Source organism: Gillisia sp. CAL575 (assembly GCF_000403785.1).
Classification (GTDB): Bacteria; Bacteroidota; Bacteroidia; order Flavobacteriales; family Flavobacteriaceae; genus Gillisia.
The window spans coordinates 77,352-100,143 of sequence record NZ_APHJ01000021.1 but is presented as its reverse complement, the minus strand read 5'-3'; the positions used below and the strand labels follow the sequence as shown (position 1 = coordinate 100,143).

At 35.1% G+C, this 22,792-nt stretch carries 18 protein-coding genes; all 18 read left to right on the top strand.

The features are described from left to right. Positions 1 to 102 precede the first annotated feature (102 nt). Positions 103 to 2,394: an NADP-dependent malic enzyme gene (locus I130_RS03285; RefSeq protein WP_034919380.1), complete on the top strand. Its 2,292-nt coding sequence runs from the start codon at positions 103 to 105 to the stop codon at positions 2,392 to 2,394. Between the two features lie 78 nt (positions 2,395 to 2,472). After that, a complete protein-coding gene (gene ruvA / locus I130_RS03280; RefSeq protein ID WP_034919377.1) occupies positions 2,473 to 3,060 on the top strand; it encodes a Holliday junction branch migration protein RuvA in 588 nt (195 codons plus the stop codon). A gap of 32 nt (positions 3,061 to 3,092) precedes the next feature. Further along, a complete protein-coding gene (gene sprA / locus I130_RS03275) occupies positions 3,093 to 10,214 on the top strand; it encodes a cell surface protein SprA (protein WP_034919373.1) in 7,122 nt (2,373 codons plus the stop codon). Positions 10,215 to 10,278: 64 nt separating this feature from the next. Further along, a complete protein-coding gene (gene gcvH, locus I130_RS03270; protein WP_034919370.1) occupies positions 10,279 to 10,659 on the top strand; it encodes a glycine cleavage system protein GcvH in 381 nt (126 codons plus the stop codon). Between the two features lie 46 nt (positions 10,660 to 10,705). Beyond that, positions 10,706 to 11,053 carry a VanZ family protein gene (locus I130_RS03265; protein ID WP_232224015.1) on the top strand — a complete coding sequence of 116 codons (348 nt, stop codon included), beginning with the start codon at positions 10,706 to 10,708 and terminating at the stop codon, positions 11,051 to 11,053. A gap of 44 nt (positions 11,054 to 11,097) precedes the next feature. After that, complete coding sequence (locus I130_RS03260) at positions 11,098 to 11,820, top strand: energy transducer TonB (RefSeq protein WP_034919367.1); 723 nt, start codon at positions 11,098 to 11,100, stop codon at positions 11,818 to 11,820. Between the two features lie 134 nt (positions 11,821 to 11,954). Beyond that, the gene (locus I130_RS03255) at positions 11,955 to 14,057 is read left to right on the top strand and encodes a hypothetical protein (protein WP_034919364.1); all 2,103 of its coding nucleotides are present in this window, start codon (positions 11,955 to 11,957) and stop codon (positions 14,055 to 14,057) included. Positions 14,058 to 14,287: 230 nt separating this feature from the next. Next, positions 14,288 to 15,190, top strand: coding sequence for a heme o synthase (gene cyoE / locus I130_RS03250; protein WP_034919359.1), 903 nt, complete (start codon positions 14,288 to 14,290; stop codon positions 15,188 to 15,190). After that, positions 15,181 to 15,762 carry a heme-copper oxidase subunit III gene (locus tag I130_RS03245; RefSeq protein WP_034919356.1) on the top strand — a complete coding sequence of 194 codons (582 nt, stop codon included), beginning with the start codon at positions 15,181 to 15,183 and terminating at the stop codon, positions 15,760 to 15,762. Before cyoE ends, I130_RS03245 begins: the two co-directional genes overlap by 10 nt. A gap of 45 nt (positions 15,763 to 15,807) precedes the next feature. Further along, complete coding sequence (locus I130_RS03240; RefSeq protein ID WP_034919352.1) at positions 15,808 to 16,788, top strand: cytochrome c oxidase subunit 3; 981 nt, start codon at positions 15,808 to 15,810, stop codon at positions 16,786 to 16,788. A 17-nt stretch (positions 16,789 to 16,805) separates the two neighbouring features. After that, positions 16,806 to 17,168 carry a cytochrome C oxidase subunit IV family protein gene (locus I130_RS03235; RefSeq protein WP_034919349.1) on the top strand — a complete coding sequence of 121 codons (363 nt, stop codon included), beginning with the start codon at positions 16,806 to 16,808 and terminating at the stop codon, positions 17,166 to 17,168. Positions 17,169 to 17,253: 85 nt separating this feature from the next. After that, the gene (locus I130_RS03230; RefSeq protein ID WP_034919346.1) at positions 17,254 to 17,898 is read left to right on the top strand and encodes a hypothetical protein; all 645 of its coding nucleotides are present in this window, start codon (positions 17,254 to 17,256) and stop codon (positions 17,896 to 17,898) included. After that, positions 17,898 to 18,623 (top strand): SCO family protein, encoded by a 726-nt coding sequence (locus tag I130_RS03225; RefSeq protein WP_034919343.1) that lies wholly within the window; start codon positions 17,898 to 17,900, stop codon positions 18,621 to 18,623. Before I130_RS03230 ends, I130_RS03225 begins: the two co-directional genes overlap by 1 nt. Next, the gene (locus I130_RS03220; protein ID WP_034919340.1) at positions 18,623 to 19,156 is read left to right on the top strand and encodes a DUF420 domain-containing protein; all 534 of its coding nucleotides are present in this window, start codon (positions 18,623 to 18,625) and stop codon (positions 19,154 to 19,156) included. Before I130_RS03225 ends, I130_RS03220 begins: the two co-directional genes overlap by 1 nt. Before the next feature lie 51 nt (positions 19,157 to 19,207). Beyond that, complete coding sequence (locus tag I130_RS03215; protein WP_034919337.1) at positions 19,208 to 19,435, top strand: hypothetical protein; 228 nt, start codon at positions 19,208 to 19,210, stop codon at positions 19,433 to 19,435. A 132-nt stretch (positions 19,436 to 19,567) separates the two neighbouring features. Beyond that, positions 19,568 to 20,269 carry an ABC transporter ATP-binding protein gene (locus tag I130_RS03210; protein ID WP_034919336.1) on the top strand — a complete coding sequence of 234 codons (702 nt, stop codon included), beginning with the start codon at positions 19,568 to 19,570 and terminating at the stop codon, positions 20,267 to 20,269. Next, positions 20,262 to 21,509, top strand: a complete 1,248-nt coding sequence (locus tag I130_RS03205) for an ABC transporter permease (protein WP_034919335.1) — start codon at positions 20,262 to 20,264, stop codon at positions 21,507 to 21,509. The genes I130_RS03210 and I130_RS03205 overlap by 8 nt, the downstream gene beginning before the upstream one ends. Position 21,510: 1 nt before the next feature. Beyond that, positions 21,511 to 22,773, top strand: a complete 1,263-nt coding sequence (locus I130_RS03200; protein WP_034919334.1) for an ABC transporter permease — start codon at positions 21,511 to 21,513, stop codon at positions 22,771 to 22,773. Positions 22,774 to 22,792 lie beyond the last annotated feature (19 nt).

Genomic DNA, 22,792 nt, shown 5'->3' with positions numbered 1-22,792 from the left:
ATTCTAATTTATAGGTTTAAATCAAGTTTAAAGTATTTGATATTTATATACCCGAAAAAAGTAAAGCTTACTACCTTTGCTACTCATCCAATAAATTTGAATATGAGTACGGATAGTAAAAGGAGAGAAGCGCTAGTTTATCATGCAAAACCAAAACCAGGGAAGATAGAAGTTGTTCCAACCAAGAAATATGCAACGCAAAGAGATCTTTCCTTGGCATATTCCCCAGGAGTTGCCATACCGTGTTTAGAAATAGAAAAAGATAAAGAGAATGCCTATAAATATACAGCAAAGGGGAATTTAGTAGCTGTTATATCTAACGGGACTGCAGTTCTTGGACTTGGAGATATAGGTCCGTTAGCTTCAAAACCAGTAATGGAGGGTAAGGGTCTACTTTTCAAGATCTTTGCAGATATAGATGTATTTGATATTGAAGTAGACACCAAGGATATAGAATCTTTTATTCAAACAGTAAAAAATATTGCTCCTACTTTTGGAGGGATCAATTTAGAAGATATAAAAGCTCCGGAAGCTTTCGAAATTGAGCGTAGATTAAAGGAAGAATTAGATATCCCTGTTATGCATGACGACCAGCATGGTACAGCCATCATCTCCGCGGCAGCCTTGCTTAATGCTTTACAGATTTCCAAAAAGAAAATAGAAAAGGTTAAGATAGTGATAAGTGGAGCTGGAGCAGCTGCAGTTTCATGTACCAAACTTTATAAAGCTTTCGGTGCAAAGTCAGAAAATATCGTGATGTTGGATAGTAAAGGAGTTATTCGTTCAGATAGGGCTAATCTATCTGTAGAGAAACTTGAATTTGCAACTAAAAGAAAAATAGATACTCTTAAAGAAGCGATGAAAGATGCCGATGTATTTGTAGGTCTTTCCATTGCTAATATAGTGGATGTTGCAATGCTAAAGAGTATGGCTAAACGCCCAATAGTTTTTGCAATGGCAAATCCCGATCCTGAAATTCAATATGATCTTGCTGTTTCTGCTCGTAAAGATCTTATTATGGCAACCGGTAGAAGTGATCATCCAAATCAGGTGAATAACGTGCTTGGTTTTCCGTTCATTTTTAGGGGAGCTTTAGATGTTCGTGCAACAAAAATTAATGAAGCCATGAAAATGGCAGCTGTTAAGGCTTTAGCAGAATTAGCAAAAGAACCAGTGCCAGAACAAGTGAATATAGCTTATGGAGAAACAAAACTTAATTTTGGGCCAGAATATATAATCCCAAAACCTTTTGATCCTAGATTGATATCTCAAGTTCCTCCTGCGGTTGCAAAAGCAGCTATGGAAAGTGGTGTAGCTAAAAACCCAATACTGGATTGGGAACGTTATGAGGAAGAATTACTAAATAGAATGGGGAATGATAACAAGATCTCCCGTTTATTGATGAATCGTGCAAAAATGGACCCTAAAAAAGTGGTCTTTGCTGAAGCAGATCAGTTAGACGTCCTTAAAGCTGCACAGATCACTCAGGAAGAAGGAATCGCTATTCCAATTCTTTTGGGTAGGAAAGATGTGATTTTAGAATTGATGAATGAGATAGATTTTCACGAGGATCTTGTAACGATCATCGATCCAAAATCAGATGAAGAGCAGCCTCGTCGTGACAGATATGCAGATGTTTATTGGAAATCTAGATACCGAAGTGGAGTAACCAAATACGATGCTCAAAATTTATTGCGAGAACGTAATTACTTTGCAGCTATGATGGTGAATGAAGGTGATGCAGATGCATTGCTTTCTGGATATTCCAGAGCTTATCCTACTGTTGTAAAACCAATGCTAGAATTAATTGGTATGGCTAAAGGTGTAGATAGAATAGCCGCAACCAACCTAATGAACACGTCCCGAGGACCACTTTTTATAAGTGACACTTCTATAAATATAGATCCTTCTGCCAAAGATCTTGCTAAAATAGCAATGATGACAGCCAAAACAGTAAAATTGTTTGGAATGGAACCGGTAGTGGCCATGATCTCTTATGCTAATTTTGGTTCTTCTAAAAATGAACGAGCTAGAAAAGTGAAAGAGGCAGTTGCAATTTTGCATAGATCCAATCCAGAGCTTATTGTAGATGGAGAGATCCAAACAGATTTCGCTTTGAATAAAGAAATGCTTCAAAGCAAGTTTCCTTTTTCAAAATTAGTTGGTAAAAAGGTAAATACCTTGATATACCCTAATTTAGAATCGGCTAATGGTACATATAAACTTCTTAAGGAGATGAATAATGCCGACTCTATTGGTCCTATCATGATGGGAATGAGAAAGCCGGTTCATATATTACAGCTTGGTGCTAGTGTAGAAGAAATTGTAAATATGGCAGCAGTTGCCGTTGTAGATGCACAAGAAAAAGGCAAAAAAGTAAAAACGGTAAAATAGCTTTGTTTTGAAGTCTTTTATAGACTTGGAGCTCTGCATTATTTTAGTACATTTGAAAATTAACATTTTTTTAATTCAATGATCCATCATCTTAAGGGACAGTTAATAGAAAAAAATCCTACTTATGTTGTTATAGAATGCAACGGAGTAGGATATTTTTTACACATTTCTCTCCATACTTTCGCGTTACTTAAAAATGCATCAGAGGCCATAAGCCTTTATACTCATTTACAAGTAAAAGAAGACTCACATACTTTATTTGGTTTTATGGAGAAATCTGAGCGGGAATTGTTTAGGTTATTGATATCTGTTTCTGGTATTGGTGCAAGTATTGCGCGTACCATGTTATCATCTTTAGATCCCAAACAAATAATGGATGCAATTGCGTCTGGTGATGTTGCCACGATTCAAAGTATTAAGGGCATTGGAGCAAAGACTTCTCAACGAGTTATTTTAGATCTAAAGGATAAAGTATTAAAAGTATTTGGAGAAGGAGAGGTTTTTATCTCTCAGAGCAATACAAATAAAGAAGAAGCGTTATCTGCTTTAGAGACTTTAGGTTTTGCGAGAAAACCTGCCGAGAAGGTGGTAGACCGTATTATGAAAGACGCTACAGAAGACCCTACCGTAGAAACAATAATAAAATTAGCATTAAAGAATTTATAATTTCATACTAACTAATCTTGAGGAATAATTACTTGAAACTGCAATTAACAAGCCTGCTTGGGATTTTCTGTTTATTTGCCTCTTCTCCTAGTTTATATGCACAAGATACTCTTGTGGCTCAGGATTCTATCCGTAGCGGTTATGCAACAGGAACCTTGTCATTACCCAATCCTGCGAGTATTGTAGCGAGTTATGAGTATGATCCTATTCTTAACAGATATATTTATACTGAAAAACTCGGGTCTTATAATTTGTCCATTCCTTTAATTCTTAGTCCAGAGGAATATCAAGAGTTAATCATTCAGGAGGAAATACGGAATTATTTCAAGGAAAAAAATAATGCTATTTCTGAAAATAGAGAAGGAGATCCAGAAGCCCAGCAAGATCTTCTCCCAAGTTATTATGTGAATTCTGGGTTTTTTGAAAGTGTTTTTGGCGGAAAGGAAATAGAAGTGGTGCCACAGGGAAGTGTTGCTATGGACCTTGGTTTGCTATTTACAAAACAGGATAATCCTTCTTTTTCTCCAAGGAATAGAAGTAATCTCACATTTGATTTCGACCAAAGAATCCAACTTAGTTTGCTGGGTAATGTTGGAACCAAGCTAAAGGTGCTGGCAAATTATGATACGGAGTCTACCTTTGATTTTCAGAATCAATTGAAGTTAGAATATACTCCTAATGAAGATGATATCGTTCAGAAAATTGAAGTCGGGAATGTAAATATGCCTTTAAATAGCGCCCTCATTCAGGGAGCTCAAAGTTTATTCGGTTTTAAGACTGAATTGCAATTTGGAAAAACGCGGGTTACAGGTGTTTTTTCTGAACAAAAATCGGAGAGAAGGACAGTAAATGTAGAAGGAGGAGCAACTGTTGAAGAGTTTGAGAAATTTGCTATAGATTATGATCAGGATAGACACTTTTTTTTAGCTCATTATTTCAGGGATAACTACAATAAGTCCCTTCAGAATTATCCATTTATCAATAGCAATATACAAATTCAGCGAATTCAGGTTTGGGTTACCAACCGCACCAATAATATTCAGAATTTAAACGATACTCGAAATATAGTTGCTATCCAAGATCTTGGAGAAACTAATATTCCTGGGAACATTGGTATAAATAATCCTCCTGGAGGTTTTTTTAATGTGCCTGAAGGAGCTTTTCCGAATAACCCGAACAACGATTTTAACCCATTTGGAATTAGCAGTCCCGGAGAATCTATTTTAACTCCTGCCATTAGAGATATTTCTACAGTTCAAAGTGGATTTGGCGGAGTTGTAGTTTCTGAAGGTGAGGATTATGCAAAGCTTGAGAATGCCCGACAATTAAAGTCTAATGAATTTACTTTCGATCAGAGACTTGGTTATATAAGTCTTAATCAGCGATTAAGTAATGATGAGGTTTTAGGAGTTGCTTTTCAATATACCGTAAATGGGCAAGTCTATCAGGTGGGTGAATTTGCCAATGATGGAGTAGACGCAAATACTCAGGCAGAAGATAATGGTGCCAGAATCAACCAGAACTTGGTAGTTAAAATGTTAAAAAGCACTGTCACTAACGTGAGTGAACCAGTTTGGGATTTAATGATGAAAAACATCTATGCTTTGGGTGCTTTTCAATTAGAGGCAGATGACTTTAGATTAAATATTTTATATACCGATCCGCAGCCACAAAATTATTTATCTCCAGCTCCGGGATCTGGGGTTCCATTGCCAGAAGATGTTGCAGAAACTACGTTGCTGCGTGTATTTAATCTTGATAAACTAAATACCAATAACGACCCTGTAAATGGGGGAGATGGCTTTTTTGATTACGTACCCGGGATTACTATAAACCCACAAAATGGCTTAGTAATCTTCACAACTGTAGAGCCCTTTGGAGAGTATTTGTTTGATAAACTTGATAATACAGCTAATGGGGGAGGCGAAGATTATAATTTACCAGAAACATATAATGATAATCAGCGGGAATATGTGTTCAGGTCTTTATATCGAACTACTAAGATTCAGGCAGAGCAAGAAGACGCCGATAAAAATAAATTTCAGTTAAAAGGGAGGTATAAATCATCTCAGGTAGATGGAATTCCAGTAGGTTTTAATTTGCCTCAAGGCTCCGTAACTGTTACAGCCGGCGGAAGAGTTTTACAGGAAGGAGTAGATTATGTAGTTAATTACCAGTTAGGTCGGGTACAAATTATAGACGATGCTTTACTAGCTTCAGATATTCCAATTCAGGTTTCTACAGAGAATAACGCATTGTTTGGACAGCAATCTAAAAGATTCACGGGGATTAATGTAGAACATCAGTTCAATGAAAAATTATTAGTTGGAGGAACATTTTTGAATTTAAAAGAACGTCCACTTACTCAAAAGGCTAATTATAGCTATGAGCCTGTTAACAACTCTATTTATGGATTAAACGCTTCTTATAGCACTGAAGTGCCATTTTTAACTAGGCTAGTAAATAAATTACCAAATATAGATACAGATGTTGCCTCTAATTTCTCTATTCGTGGAGAATTTGCTTATTTACAACCGGGAGCGCCACAAGTAAATGATTTTGATCAAAAAGCAACTACTTATATAGACGATTTTGAAGCATCTCAAACTTCTATCTCGATAAATAATCCTTTAAGCTGGGAACTTTCTAGCGTGCCTTTGGATTTTGGAGGCGAGCTAAGTAATGGCGATTTAGCTGTAGGTTATAAAAGAGCAAATTTATCATGGTATACTATAGATCCTATTTTTTATAGCAGTAGAAGACCAGACGGAATTACAGATGCAGACCTCTCTAATTTTGCGACAAGGCGGGTCTTTCTGAATGAAATTTTTCCTAATACCGATGTGATCCAGGGACAACCGCAGGTTATCTATACCATGGATCTTACTTTTTCTCCGACTATGCGTGGGCCCTTTAATTATAATCCGGCTGCCGCTGGGGGAAATACATTAAATAACCCTAAAAATAATTTTGCGGGTATTTCCAGAGCAATTACTTCTACCAATTTTGAGCAGACCAATGTAGAATTTATTGAATTCTGGATCATGGATCCATTTATTTATTCAGAAAATGCTGGGAATACTGGGGGAACTATCAGTTTTAACTTAGGAAATATTTCTGAAGATGTACTTAAGGATGGTAGAAAACAATATGAAAATGGACTTCCGCAAGATGGTGGGGAGCAAAATACTGTAAGTACGGCTTATGCTAAAGTACCAGCAGATCAGTCTTTAATATATGCTTTTGATACTCAGGGTCAAGAGCGAGTAAATCAGGATGCAGGATTTGATGGATTAGGAGATGCGGAAGAAGCACTGAAATTTTCAGCTTTTGGTAATCTTCCAGATCCATCTGCAGATAATTACGAATATTTTCTAAACAGAACTGGAAGTATTCTAGATCGTTACAGGAATTATAATGGAACGCAGGGAAATTCTCCAACAGAATTATCTGATACTAATAGAGGAAATACCACTTTGCCAACTACCGAGGATCTCAATAGAGATAATACTATGAATACTATTAATAGTTATTTCCAGTATGATGTGAAGATCTTCCCTGGGATGAATGCAGCTAATAGTCCATATATTACAGATGTGCGAGAATTGGATGCACCACTTCCTAATGGTCAAGACATTCCGGTTAGATGGATACAGTTTAAAGTGCCAATTTTTGAACCCACAGATACTAAAGGTGGTATTGCAGATTTTAGATCTATTAGGTTTATGCGACTTTTCTTATCTGACTTTCAGCAGGAAACCGTTTTAAGATTTGGAACAATGGATTTGGTTCGTGGAGACTATAGAAGATATAATCAAAGCTTAGATCCAGATAAGCCTAATCAGCCGGTGGAAGATGGAACTTTATTCGAAGTTTCTGCAGTGAATATTGAGGAGAATGCAAACAGAGAGCCAATTCCTTATGTATTACCTCCAGGGGTTAATAGAGAAGAATTGTTTAATAATAATTCTAATATTCGCCAGAATGAGCAATCACTGTCTATTAGAACTTGCGATTTAGAGCCACAAGATGCTCGTGCTGTTTACAAGAATTTTCAGGTGGATATGCGTCAGTATAAGAATTTGGAAATGTTCTTGCATGCGGAATCTTTTGTTAACGAAATTGCTCTAAAAGATGGGCAATTAATCGCATTTATAAGAATAGGAACAGATTTTACAGATAATTATTATCAAATTGAAATCCCGCTAACAGCTACTTTACCTGGCGCTACTTCTGCAGATGAAATTTGGCCAGATGCGAATAGGCTTTTATTGCAATTGGAATTACTACAAAAAGTGAAAACAAAAGTTTTGGGTAATCCTTCTCTAGTTCCTACAGAATTGAATTATTTTAATGAAGACCTTAGTATTGCAAATCTTAATGATCCTTATGAAGTAGGAAAGTTAAGAATTGGAATTAAAGGTAACCCAAGTTTTGGAAATGTAAGATTAATGATGCTAGGGGTGAAAAATGGAAGCCCAGAAAATACAGCTTCAGATATTTGTGGAGAAGTATGGTTTAATGAATTGAGATTATCTGATTTGGATAATCAAGGAGGTTGGGCTGCTATTGTTAATATGGATACCAATATTGCCGATTTTGCAACTGTTTCTGCAACAGGGAGAAAAAGCACCATTGGCTTTGGAGCCTTAGAAGAAGGTCCAAATCAAAGAAGTAGAGAAGACCTTCAGCAATATGATGTAGTAACCAATGTAAATGCTGGGCTATTATTACCTAAAAAATGGGGAGTTCAAATTCCATTAAATTATAGTAGAGGAGAAGAGTTGATCACTCCTAAATATGACCAAGAGTACTTAGATCTAGAGCTTCAAACAAGATTAGATGAGATCACAGATGCAGGTGAGCGAGATCTAGTGAGAGAGCAATCTGAATCTTATACTAAAAGACAGAGTATAAATGTTATTGGTTTGAGAAAAGAGAGAATAGGAGATAAGAAACCTATGCCTTATGATATTGAAAATTTCGCCTTTTCTAGTTCATATAACCAAGTAGATCATCGGGATTTTGAAATTGAAGATGCCTTGAGTCAGAATGTGAGAGTTGGAGCAACTTACGATTATGGATTTTTACCATTGACGCTGGAGCCTTTTAAAAATATAAAAGCTTTAGATAGTAGTGATTATTATTCCTTGGTAAAGGATTTTAATTTAAATCTATTACCAACAAATATATCTTTAGGATCTAATATTTTTAGACAGTATAACGAACAAAAATTTAGAGAGTTATCTTTAAATGAAAATGACATAGGAATCCCGACATTATACCAACGTAATTTTATGTTTGATTGGCAATATCGGGTGAATTATAATTTAACAAAATCTCTTCAATTTAGTTTTAGTGCAACCAACAATAGATTGGTGAGAAATTATTTTACTGAAGATAATTTTGTGGATAACAGCATTGGTATTTGGGATGAATTTTTTGAAACAGGAACTCCTAATCAGCATTTTCAATCGTTACAAGTAAACTATGAACTTCCATTCGCTAAGATTCCAGTTTTGGAATTCATTAAAACTACGTATTCCTACACTGGTGATTTTCAATGGCAACGTGGATCTCAGATTTTCGATCAATTAGAAGGGGTTCCAGATTTAGGTAATTCGGTACAAAATTCAAGCATTCATCAGATCAATGCAAATATGGACATGCAAGGTTTATATAAATATCTAAACCTTGTGCCAAGAAAATCTACAGCCAATTCCATAAAAGCTCGTAGTGCCAGTGTACCCCAATCCCCAGGTGAGACAAAGGAAGAGGTGCAGGCCACAAAGCCAAAATCTGATAAAGCCTATAATACCATGTTAGGACTTGTTACTGCATTAAAGAGAGTGCAAGTAACATATAGAGAAAATAGAGGGATCTTTTTGCCCGGTTACACTCCAAGTATAGGGTTTCTGGGAACGTTGAAACCTACAACAGGATTTACTCTGGGAAGCCAGAATGATGTAAGGGGAATTGCGGCTAGAAATGGATGGTTAACAATGTATCAGGAATTCAATCAGCAGTACACTGCGGTTCAAAATAAGCAATTGGATATGCAAGCTTCTTTAAGTTTGATCCCAGATCTTGTAATAGATCTAAATGCCAGCAGAATTTATTCAGAAACATTTAATGAAAACTATAGAGTAGATCAAAGTACTCTGGAGTATCAGTCTTTGAGTCCTTACAACTTCGGAAATTTCAATATTTCAACCGTGCTTATTAAGAGTGCATTTCAGAAAAATGATCAAGAATCATCTGAAACCTTTCAGAACTTCAGAGATAATAGATTGGAGGTTGCACAAAGGTTGGCTTCAGAAAATGGCAGGGATTCTAATGATCTAGATGCAGATGGATTCCCAGTAGGTTATGGAAAAACCAATCAAGCTGTTTTATTACCTGCATTTCTTGCTGCATATACAGGGCAAAGTGCATCATCAGTAAAATTAGGGGCTTTTAGAAATGTTCCCTTGCCAAATTGGGATTTAAAATATACAGGTTTAATGAGACTGGATTGGTTTAAAAAGAATTTTAGAAGATTCTCCTTAAGTCACGGTTATCGAGCAGGATATACGATAAATCAGTTTCAAACTAATTTAGATTATAACGATAACGTTCCTTTTGAATTTAATCAGGCTAATAACTTTAAGAATAAGCTTCTGTTTGCAAATATCAATCTAACAGAACTATTTAGCCCATTGATTAGGATAGACCTGGAAACCACTGAAGCGATTAGAATATTAGCTGAAATTAAGAAAGACAGAACAATGTCCTTAAGCTTTGATAATAACTTGCTAACAGAGGTGAAAGGGAATGAGTATATTTTAGGCCTTGGCTATAGAATTAAGGATCTTAAGATTGGGACTAATTTTGGTGGAAAACAACGCGTGCTAAGTAGTGATCTTAATTTTAAAGCAGATGTTGCTTATAGAAAAAATATTAATATTATTAGATATCTAGATCTTGATAATAATCAAGTGATCGCAGGGCAAGACTTATGGGCAATTAATTTTGTTGCAGACTATGCGGTATCTAAAAACCTAACGGCCTTGTTTTATTATGATCATACCTTCTCTGAATATGCTATTTCTACAGCGTTCCCTCAAACAACTATTCGTTCGGGATTCACTTTGAGATATAATTTTGGAAATTAATTGATAGCTGTTTGAACAGACCTAAGAATAAATTAACTTTGTGCACCTAGAAAAAAATAAATTTATGAATATACCACAAGAATTAAAGTACACCAAAGATCACGAATGGGTGAAAATCGATGGAAACATTGCCACAATTGGCGTAACAGATTTCGCACAGGGGGAACTTGGTGATATAGTTTATGTTGAAGTGGAAACTGTTGGTGAATCGATGGAGAGAGAAGAAGTTTTTGGGACTGTAGAAGCCGTAAAAACTGTTTCAGATCTATTTTTACCTCTTACTGGAGAAATCATTGAATTTAATGAAAGCCTTGAGGATACTCCAGAAAAAGTTAATACAGACCCTTATGGAGATGGTTGGATGGTTAAGATGAAGATTTCTGATGAAGATGAACTTGCGGGTTTAATGAGTCCGGAAGAATATAAAGAACTTATTGGGGGCTAGATTGTTTTTAATTTTCGCGGTTCTTTATACCGTTTTAATCACCTGTTTGTCTTTAATACAATTGGGAAAAATTTCTCTCGGAGAATTTAATCCTACAGATAAAATGATGCACTTAGGTGCATATTTTGTGCTTGGTTTTATGTGGTTTTTTTATTATCTATTTAGAAATCAAGATAATAACCTAAAGATTAAGGGTTTTTTTAACATTACAATCTTAATCATACTTTTTGGTATGTTAATTGAGGTTTTACAAGGAGCTCTTACAGATTATCGAGACCCGGATTGGGCTGATATACTGGCAAATAGTATCGGAGTTTTGTTGGCGTTGAGCATATGTTTGGGATTTTTAAAATTCTTTAAACGCTTAAAACATAAGATTAATTCATTTTTATGAAAAAATATTTTACTTTAGCAACCCTTATTAATTAGTATCGAATTATGAAACCCAAGAAAAATCCGAAAGCCGATTTAACAAAACGAAGCGTTCTCTTTCTTCAATTAGGACTTATTTTAGTCTTATTCCTTGCTTGGCAAGGTATAGAATGGAAAACTTACGATAAAAGTAATTTAGATATGGGTCAACTAGACCTAGGTGATTTAGATGATGAAGAAATTCCAATTACGGAAATTCTTAATACACCACCACCACCGCCACCACCGCCACCAGCCCCAGAAATAATTGAGGTTGTTGAAGATGAGGAAGAAGTAGAGGAGACTATTATTGAGTCTACCGAAACTAATCAAGACGAGATCGTTGAGGTTAAAGAGGTTGTTGAAGCGCCTGTTGAAGAGGTAATTGCAGATGTACCATTTGCTGTTATTGAAAACGTGCCGATTTTCCCAGGTTGTGAAAACTTGAGTAATAATGATCAGCGTAAGAAATGTATGAGTGAAAAGGTTCAAGAGTTTGTAAACAGAAAGTTTAATACAGATTTAGGGAGCCAGTTAGGTCTTAGTGGAGTAAATAGAATTATTGTTCAATTTAAGATTGATAAGAATGGTAACATTACAGATGTTCGTTCTCGTGCACCACACCCAAGATTAGAGCAGGAAGCTGCTAGAGTTATTAATGCATTACCTAAAATGCAACCAGGTAAGCAAAGAGGGAAACCAGTAGGAGTTATGTACTCTTTACCAATTGTATTCCAAGTTCAGGATTAAAACATTTTAATATTATATATAATTCCCAAATTGCTTAGCAGTTTGGGAATTTTTTTGTTTAGAGAGGTTTTAAATGGAAGAATAAAAATTTTGGTATCTTTCGGCTGTTTCAAACTATTATCTCGGCCTCTTTTATGAAATACATTGGATTCCTACTTCTCTGTTTTATTTCCTACAACTCTTTTTCGCAAGACGGACTTTCTGAATTCGAAACCTATCCATCTTTTTCTGAATGCTCAGAAATAGATTTTAGTGGAGAAGAAGCTTGTTTTAAGAATACCTTGATGAAAATATTCACCACTAATTTTCAGCTTCCTGCAAAGGTTTCGGAAGAAAATTATAGAGGGGAAGCCATCATTCTTTTTGAAGTTACCAAAGAAGGAAAGTTCAAAGTGCTTTATATAGACGCAATCTATTCAGAATTAAAAGAAGAGATCCAACGGGTATTTGAAAAATTACCTACTATTTCACCAGCAACCTATAATGGGAAGCCTGCATATGCTCAATTCCGTTTTCCACTTAAGATTCCTATTGGATATTCTGAAATGTTGTCCCTAACCGATGGGGTTAAAATTGCAAAGGAAACCAGCTCGGTTCAAAAGAAAAACACACTTACTGAATACGATAGTATAGTTTCCAAGCCCTTTATTAGTCAAATAAATTCAAGCAATCTATTTGTGCCCCTTTCTCACGAACGTTACAATAGATTTGATGCTGAAATGAATAGGATTGGGAATAATAGTCATACTGCTACCAAACCTTATTTATATAATGAAGTTTCTAAATATTACGATTTTGATGCTGAGTTTGAAAAAGGGAGAACCCGTAAGACTTGGACAGGAAGAAAAATATGGGATGAGCATTTGGTAACTTTTCAAGGAGAGAATTACTGGTTTACAGGTGATGTGGTCGTAGATCTGCAAATAGGAAAGGATTTTCAGAGCGATGTCGCTTTTACATATAATAATACACGCGGAGCAATTTTTCAAGGAGGATTGGGAAAGAATTTTAATTTCTATACGGTAGTCTTTGAAAGTCAGGGTCGCTTTGCTGATTATTTTAATAGATATGCAGAGAGTATTGATCCATTTGGAGGAAATCCAGCAATTATTCCGGGAAGAGGTATTGCAAAGGAATTTTTAGAAGATGGATATGATTTTCCTGTAGCCGAAGGTTATTTGTCTTATAAAGTTTCAGATTTCTTTAATGTGCAGTTTGGTCATGGAAAGAACTTTATTGGAGATGGTTATCGCTCTTTGTTGATGAGTGATATTGCTAGTCCGTATCCATATTTCAAATTAAACACGAGTTTTTGGAAGCTTAAATATACCAATACGTTTATGTCTTTAAGAGATGTAAGGGAAGAGGTGTCTGCAGAAGGATCCTATAGAACAAAATATATGGCAAATCATTATTTGAGTTTGAATCTTACTAAAAGATTTAATCTTGGATTGTTTGAATCTGTGATCTGGCAAAATGATAACGGTCGTGGTTTTGACGTAAATTATTTAAATCCTGTTATCTTTTATAGATCTATAGAATTCTCTACTGGTGCTAGAGGAGGAAATGCTATAATTGGAATTACAGGGAAATATAAATTGAGTGATCAAATCAACCTTTATGGACAATGGATCATAGACGAATTTTCTACTGAAAAGATCTTTGGTGGAAACCAGAGTTGGAAAAATAAATTAGGCTATCAGCTAGGAGTGAAATATTTTGATGCTTTTGATGTTCCAGATCTTTATCTGCAAGCAGAATATAATCAGGTAAGACCTTATACTTATTCTCATAATTCTATTGTATTAAATTATGGTCATAACAACCAATCTTTAGCGCATTTATGGGGTTCTAATTTTAGGGAGATTATTGGGATTGCTAGGTATAGACGAGATCGTATTTTTGGAAGTGCAAAAGTGATCTATGGAAAACGCGGATTTGATTTTGATGATGGAAGCGATGACAGGTATTATGGTGGAAATATTTACAGGAGCGAGCGTGATAGAGCTTTTGAGGATGGTGTAAAAATTGGACAAGGAAATACAACAACTACTTTGTTTTCTGAAGTGGAAGCAGGTTATATCATTAATCCTGTGACTAATCTTAAAGTCTTTGGAAGCCTTATTTATAGAGATTTTAATCCTCAAGTATCTACCAACCTTATTTCAAAAGAAAGTACAGTTTGGTTTAATGTGGGGCTTCGAACAGATATATTTAACTGGTATTACGAATATTAACACGGAGCCTATCTGGTGATGTAAATAAGGTTATTCTGTTAGTTTATTTCATTAGTTATCAGGGTTTATCATAAAATTTAATAAAGCACGATTATTCTGGTCTTTATTTTTCATAAAACGATAAAGGTTAATTTTATTTAAGTAGTAGATGTTCTAAAAATTAAGTTTTTTACATTCTTGTTAAAACGCAATTAAGAAGTATCTTTGCGCCAAATATAAAATCGCGTTTTTTGAGTAATACAAGCGTACATACCCCTTCTGTATCAGTACTTTCAGATTTTAAGGAGATCACTAAAATGCGACTGGCCATAAGTGTGGTTTTTTCGTCTGTTGCAGGTTATTTTCTTGGGGCAGAAGTAGTGAATTTTGTCACTGTGTTGTTATTAGCTATTGGAGGTTATTGCATGGTTGGCGCTTCTAACGCATATAACCAAATTATTGAGAAAGATCTTGATGTCTTGATGGATCGCACCAAAAATAGACCGATTCCTGCGGGAAGAATGTCTGTAAATACAGCTTTTATAATTGCGAGTACCTTAACTGTCATTGGCTTGGTAGTTCTATATATTATTAATCCTAAAACAGCAATGTTTGGGGCCATCAGCATCTTTTTATATGTGAGTGTTTATACACCACTTAAAACTAGAACTCCATTATCTGTATTTGTTGGAGCTTTCCCTGGAGCTATTCCTTTTATGTTAGGCTGGGTGGCTGCAACTAATGAATTTAGTATAGAGCCGGGAACTCTATTTATGATTCAGTTCTTCTGGCAATTCCCTCACTTTTGGGCTATTGGCTGGTGGTTATTCGACGATTACAAAAAAGGCGGATTCTTCATGCTTCCTACAGGCAAAAGAGACAAGGGCACAGCTATTCAGGTTATATTATATACCGTTTGGACGATATTAGTTTCTTTGATCCCTGTATTTGGAGTGACGGGCAGACTGTTTTTAACACCTTATGCAGGTGCTATAATTCTAGTTCTTGGTTTAGGGATGCTATATTATGCCTTCAAATTATATAAGAATCGCGATGCGATTTCAGCTAAAAAATTAATGTTTGCAAGTGTATCCTACATCACACTTTTGCAGATTGTTTATGTATTAGATAAATTTTTAAGAGAATGGATATAACACAAGAAACCCAAAGCTTTAAAATTGGCAGAGCTAAAAAAATGATGCTTTGGTTTGGTATTGCCAGTATGGTAATGATGTTTGCGGGTATTACCAGTGCTTATGTTGTTAGTAAGAACAGGCCAGATTGGATCTCGGATTTTGAATTACCAGAGACTTTATACTGGAGCACTTTGGTTATTATAGTTAGTAGTATCACTTTTATACTTGCCAAAAGAGCTATTCTAAATGGGAGTAGGTCACAAGCAACTGCATTTCTATTAAGCACTTTAGCATTGGGGATCGTTTTTGTGGATCTGCAATTCAGAAGTTTTTCAGAAATTATAGCTTCTGGATATTACTTTACAGGAAGCGAGAGTACAATTACTACTTCATTTATTTATGTGGTTGTTCTATTGCATCTTGCCCACCTTACGGCAGGCCTGATAGTGCTTTTGGTTGTAATTTATAACCATTTTAAACAACGATACAAAAAGGGTCAAATGCTTGGAATTGAGCTAGGTGCCACCTTTTGGCATTTTCTTGATGCTCTCTGGGTTTACCTGTTTGTGTTTTTATATTTCTTTAGATAATAAATTTGCGTATTTTTGCCCATCATATAAAATCAAATTCTTCATATGGAAGCTACTGTTATTAGAACAGGCACCGAAGGTAAAACTTGGGGCGGTGGAAATGAGCCATTAAAGGCTAGTTACGGTAAAATGATGATGTGGTTCTTCATCGTTTCTGATGCACTCACATTTTCAGGATTCTTAGCTGCTTACGGTTTTTCAAGATTTAAATTCATTGATTCTTGGCCTATTGCCGATGAGGTGTTTAATCACTTCCCATTTTTGCATGGAGTAGACGCTCCTATGTATTATGTAGCGTTTATGACGTTTATACTTATTTTCTCTTCTGTAACTATGGTGCTTGCGGTAGATGCTGGTCATCATATGAAGAAAGGAAAAGTAACTTTGTATATGTTTTTAACCATTATTGGTGGAGCAATCTTCGTGGGTTCTCAGGCTTGGGAATGGAAAAATTTTATACAGGGAGAATATGGAGCAGTAACTACAATGGGAGGAAATGTTCTTCAGTTTGTTGATGCAGAAGGAGAACGGGTTGCAATTGAAGATTTTGTTGCTGAACTACCTGTAACCAGAGTTGCTAATCAAAGAAATAATGGGATCTGGTTTTCTGAAAATGAAACTGTATCTGAATATACTATTGAAGAAGTAAAAGCAGGTTTTGCAGCCAATGAAGATATTCTAATTAGAACCAAAATGTTCGATGAGAATGGCCAGAAAACTATTCTTTCTAGAGAGGAATCTCTTAGTAAATTAAATGCTGAAGCAATTGGCGTAGTTCAAGGTGCCAATCTTACTCATAATGAATATGGTCCGCCTTTGTTTGCAGATTTCTTCTTCTTTATTACTGGATTTCACGGTTTCCACGTATTATCTGGAGTTATTATTAATATCATTATTTTTTTCAACGTAATCTTAGGAACTTACGAGCGTCGAGGAAGTTATGAAATGGTTGAAAAGGTTGGTTTATACTGGCACTTTGTAGATTTAGTTTGGGTATTTGTATTTACATTCTTTTACCTGGTTTAATTCTGAAATAAATAAAAATGGCACATAGTACTACACATCACCACGAGTCTAATACCAAAAGAATTTGGTTCGTATTTGCTTTACTTTCTTTTGTAACAATAGTAGAGGTATTTTTAGGGATAATTAAACCTGAATTTTTAGTGGATACGCATTTTCTTGCGATGAGACTTCTTAACTGGATCTTTATAATCCTTACAATTTATAAAGCATATTATATCGCTTGGGCATTTATGCACTTAGAGGGCGAATCCAAAGGTCTGCGTAGAGCAGTTGTTTGGTCTGCAATCTTTTTAATAAGTTACTTAATGTTCATTTTATTAACAGAAGGTGACTATATCTTTGATGTTTTTAAGAACGGTCAAGTAGCTTGGGATTTTTAATATTCTACTATAAGTTAAAAGCATAAGAAAAGACGGTTATTCAAAACCGTCTTTTTACTTTTGTAACCCGTAACAACACGGAATTATGAAGAAATTTTTAGTACTTGGAGTTTTATTTTTATTACCAATAGTTGCCTATTTATTCTTTTCTTCAGGAATAAATAATTTCGCAAAACTTCCTGTACTTACAGAGAAGGTGAAAGATATAAGAGATCTAGAGAATAATCGAGATACTATTGTCAGCTTTCAGAATAAGATCAATATAGTAGCCTTCTTCGGAAATGATCTTGCCGCCTTAAAAGGAAATACTTTTAATTTAGATAAGAAGATTTTAGAAAAATTTTACAAATTTGACGATTTTCAATTTGTAATCATTCTTCCAAAGGAAGCAAAGCCTAAAGCTTTACAATTTGTTTCAGAATTTAATAATATAACCAATTCCGATTATTGGAGTTTTGTCTATGCTGAACCATCCGAGATAAAGGATGTTTTTAATAGCTTCAAAACCAATCTAGAGCTAGATTCGAATTTGCAAACTCCTTATGTTTTTATAATAGATAAGGATTCTAATCTAAGAGGTAGAGATGATGAAGAAGAGGGAACACTTTATGGATATGATTCTAGGTCTGTTTCAGAACTTGGAAACAAGATGAATGATGATATTAAAGTGATTCTGGCAGAATATAGATTAGCGCTTAAAAAATACAACTCGAAATTAAATAAGAAGTAATGAACAACAAATCTTATATAGGGATATCCTTAGTGATATTAGTTTTTGGTATCATCTTTATACCTAAGATCATAGATAGGATCTCTAATGGTGAAGTTGTGGAAAATGACAGATTGAATAATGCCAGTTTGCCTTCTAAATCTGGGGATCTTGGATATATAGAATTATATGGGGAAAATAAAAAAGTTCCAGATTTTCAATTTGTAAATCAAAATGGAGATAGCATTTCTAATAATGATTATTTAGGAAAAGTATATATTGTAGAATTCTTCTTTACTACCTGTCCTTCTATCTGCCCTATAATGAATAAGAATTTGGTAGAAGTCGAAAAGGAATTAGGTAGAAATAAAGATTTCGGTATTGTTTCTATATCTATAGACCCGCAGCACGATACTCCTGCAGTTCTTAAAGAGTATGCTATTAATTACGGAATAGATAATCCTAACTGGAATTTTCTAACTGGAAATAAGGAAGATATTTACATTTTGGCTAATCAGGGATTTGGGATTTTTGCAAATATAGATGAATCTGTACCTGGAGGTTTTGCGCATTCTGGAATGTTTGCACTTGTAGATAGAGAAGGCTATATACGCTCTAGAATAGACCAATTTGGAAACCCTATTATTTATTATAAAGGTTCTATAGAGAGAGGGCTTTCTGTCTTAGAAGGGGAAGAAGAACCTCAAATAGATATTTTAATAGAAGATCTTAAAAAACTTTTATAATGGGAAATATAAAGACCGATAAAATTGCGGTTCCTATAATCATCGCATTGTCTATCCTGATCCCTATTGTAGTTATTATTTTAATGTATCTACCAGAACGTTATAATATTTTTGGAACACAATCTGGAACTTTTCCATTTTTTCACGCTGTTTTAAATGGTAGTACGGCCTTACTACTTACCATTGGTTATTTTTTTATGAGCATTAAAGAATACAAATGGCATAGAAATGTAATGATCATGGCATTTGTGCTATCCTCAGTATTTCTTGTGAGCTATGTGATCTCCAAGATCAGTAACGAACCTGTTCCTTATGGGGGAGATGGTGCGTTGCGTTATATCTATTTCTTTATTCTGATAACTCATATTATGCTTTCGGCAATTATAGTTCCCTTAGTTTTATTTACTATGTATCGTGGACTTAGTGGGCAATATGAGAAGCATGCAAGAATTGCTCGTTGGACTTTTCCAATTTGGTTATATGTAGCAGTAACAGGTGTTTTGGTGTATTTATTTATGTGGCCTTACTATTAAATTTTATAAATTTATAGTCTACATATACTGCGTTAAATTTAAAGTTACAAAATGAAAATAAAGTCGGCAATAATTTTTTTCTTATTAGCATTAATGCCAGTATTATCTAATGCTCAGTGTGCCATGTGTAGAGCTGTGTTAGAAAGCGAAGGCTCGGAAGCTGCCGCAAAAGGGATAAATGATGGCATCGTTTATCTAATGATCTTCCCATATATTCTCATTGGTGGAATCGGTTTTTTTATTTATAGATCTCTTCGGAATAAAAAGACTACTAAGTAGCATCTTAATATTCAGTTAAATTTTAACAATTTCATAACAAATAGGACTGTAACAAATTCTTCTTGTAGGGGTCTTATGCGTATACTTGTGAATAGAACTTAAGTCTTGATCAAGTAATTCTAACTTAGAAGTATGATCGAAATTAAAAATTTGCACAAATCTTATAAGATGGGGAGTAATTCTCTTCATGTTCTCAAAGGAATAAATTTTAGCGTTGCAGAGGGGGAGTTAGTTTCAATTATGGGGTCTTCAGGCTCTGGAAAATCTACTCTTTTAAATATTCTTGGGATGCTAGATGAAGCCGACTCTGGCTCTTATACATTGGATGGTCTTCCCATAAAAAATTTAAATGAGAAGATCGCTGCTCAATATCGCAATAAATTTCTTGGATTTATATTTCAATCTTTCAACCTCATATCTTACAAAAATGCCTTAGATAATGTGGCTTTACCGTTATACTATCAAGGAATAAAACATAAAGAGCGTGTAGAAATAGCGATGAGCTATCTTGAAAAAGTTGGTCTGGCAGATTGGGCCGGACACTTACCTAACGAACTTTCTGGAGGACAAAAACAGCGTGTAGCTATTGCACGAGCTTTAGCATCTAATCCAAAAGTATTATTAGCAGATGAACCTACTGGAGCCTTAGATACCAAAACTTCTTATGAAGTTATGGATTTAATTCAGGGAATAAATGATGAAGGAAGAACAATTCTAATTGTTACTCATGAGCATGATATTGCAGAAATGACTAAAAGGATTGTGAACTTAAAGGATGGAGTGATCATAGACGATTCTAAAGTGAACCAAGTAAGAGCATTAAGTAATGTTTGATCTAGAAAGATGGCAAGAGATATTTGAAACGATAAGCAAAAACAAATTGCGTACGTTTCTAACCGGGCTTTCTGTAGCATCGGGAATCTTTATATTGGTAATTCTATTAGGAATTGGGCAGGGGATGCAAAATGGAATCTCAAATGAATTTGAACGAGATGCTTCTAACATGTTATCTGTATGGACCAATGTTACTTCTAAAGAATATAAGGGTTTAAATCCAGGGAGACAGATCACTTTAAAAAATGATGATTATAATCACACTGTAAATAAATATGCGGATCAGCTAGAGTATAAATCTTCTGTTTTTAGAATCTGGAGTGGACTTGTGAATTACAAGAAAGAGTCTGGGAATTATAGAGTAGAGGGAGTTTGGCCTGATTTTCAATTCTTGGAAAATGCCGACATGACTCTAGGACGTTTTGTTAATTATAAAGATAATGATAACGTAGAAAAAGTGGTTGTTCTTGGGAATAAGGTTAAGAACGATTTGTTTAAGAATGGAGAAGATGTAATTGGAAAATATGTGCAGATCTCTAATATTAATTTTAAAGTTATTGGAGTGTTTTCAGATCCAGGAGGAGAACGAGAAGAGTCACGTGTGTTTATACCAATCTCTACCGCTCAAAAAGTATTTAATGGAGGGAATGATGTAAGAAACCTTGCTTTTACACTTCCAAAAAGAGAAAATTTTGAACAAGCATTAGCAGAGTCTGAAAAATTTTCTGAGGAACTAGTAACTTATTTAAAAGAGAAACACTCTGTTGCGCCAGATGATACTCGGGCTATCACTGTAAATAATAGCTTAGAGAATATGAAACGATTCTATGATCTTAATAAAATGATCAAGATCTTTTTCTGGGGAGTTGGTATCTGCACCATTATAGCGGGAATTGTGGGGGTAAGTAATATTATGCTCATTATTGTTAAAGAGCGTACTAAAGAAATTGGAATTAGAAAAGCTTTGGGTGCCCAACCGCTTAGCATTATAGGGATGATCCTTCATGAATCTATTTTTGTTACAACTATTTCAGGTTTTATTGGACTCATTACGAGTTTAGCTCTTTTGGAATTTGTTGGACCCCTTATTGAAACGGAATATATTGCCAATCCATCTGTAAATTTTAATGTAGCATTAACTACCGTATTTATTTTGGTATTAGCTGGAGCTATAGCCGGATTTTTTCCAGCGTGGCGAGCTGCCAGAATCAAACCTATAATCGCTTTAAGAGACGAATAATATGTTTAGTAGAGATAAATGGAGCGAAATATTAGAAGCCTTAACCTCGAATTGGTTTAGAACCCTCCTTACTGCCTTCGGTGTGCTTTGGGGAATCTTCATATTGGTTATTCTTTTAGCCGCAGGGAAGGGCTTGGAGAACGGTGTTAAGCAAGGCTTTGGTGGCATCGCAACCAATTCAATGTTTATGTGGGCACAAACCCCATCTAAACCTTACAAGGGATTACCAAAAGGGAGGCGTTACAATTTTAAAATAAGTGACGTCGCCGCAATAAAGCAAAATGTACCAAATTTAAAATATGTGTCTCCTAGAAATCAGTTAGGTGGTTTTGGAGGAGCCAATAATGTAGTTCGAGGGCTAAAAAGCGGAGCTTTTAACGTTTATGGAGATTATCCAGAGGTGATTAAACAAGAACCTATGGATATTACTTCGGGACGGTTTGTAAATTATTCCGATATAGAACAAAGTAGAAAAGTTGCGATTCTTGGTGCAGGAGTGATCAATGATATGTATGATCCCGGGGAAGAAATTATTGGCTCTTATATTAAGGTTAACGGAGTAAACTTTATGGTGATTGGGACCTATAAGAAAAAGGGGAATAACGGAAACCCAGAAGAGAATCAAAAACAGATCTATGTCCCATTCACCGCTTTTTCTCAAGCATTTAATATGGGAGAAACCGTAGGTTGGATGTCTATAACTGCAGAAGATGGATATTCTATCACCGATTTAAAAACTCAAATATTCGATGTTATAAAGGCTAGACATACTATCCATCCAGAAGATGATAGAGCTATTGGTAATTTTGATCTTTTTCAGGAATTCAGCAAGATTAATGGTTTATTCGTAGCCTTAAAAGCAGTGGCCTATTTTGTAGGCATCTTGGTTTTATTATCTGGGATTATTGGTATTTCTAATATCATGCTTATCGTTGTAAAAGAACGTACCAATGAAATTGGAGTTCGCAGAGCATTAGGAGCTACGCCTTGGGATATAAGAGGTCAAATTTTAATGGAATCTATTTTTCTTACCATCATTTCCGGAATGTGTGGGATCGCTTTAGCAACTGGAATAATAGCACTGGTGAATATGCAGTTGGATGGCGTAGATACTTCAGAAATGATGTTTGCCAACCCAAGTGTAGATCTTGGAGTAGTATTTATTGCACTTAGTATTTTAATAATATCTGGTCTTTTGGCAGGGTTAATTCCAGCGCAAAATGCTATTAAGATCCAGCCCGTAGACGCTTTAAGAACAGAATAACAACAAATTGATTAATACC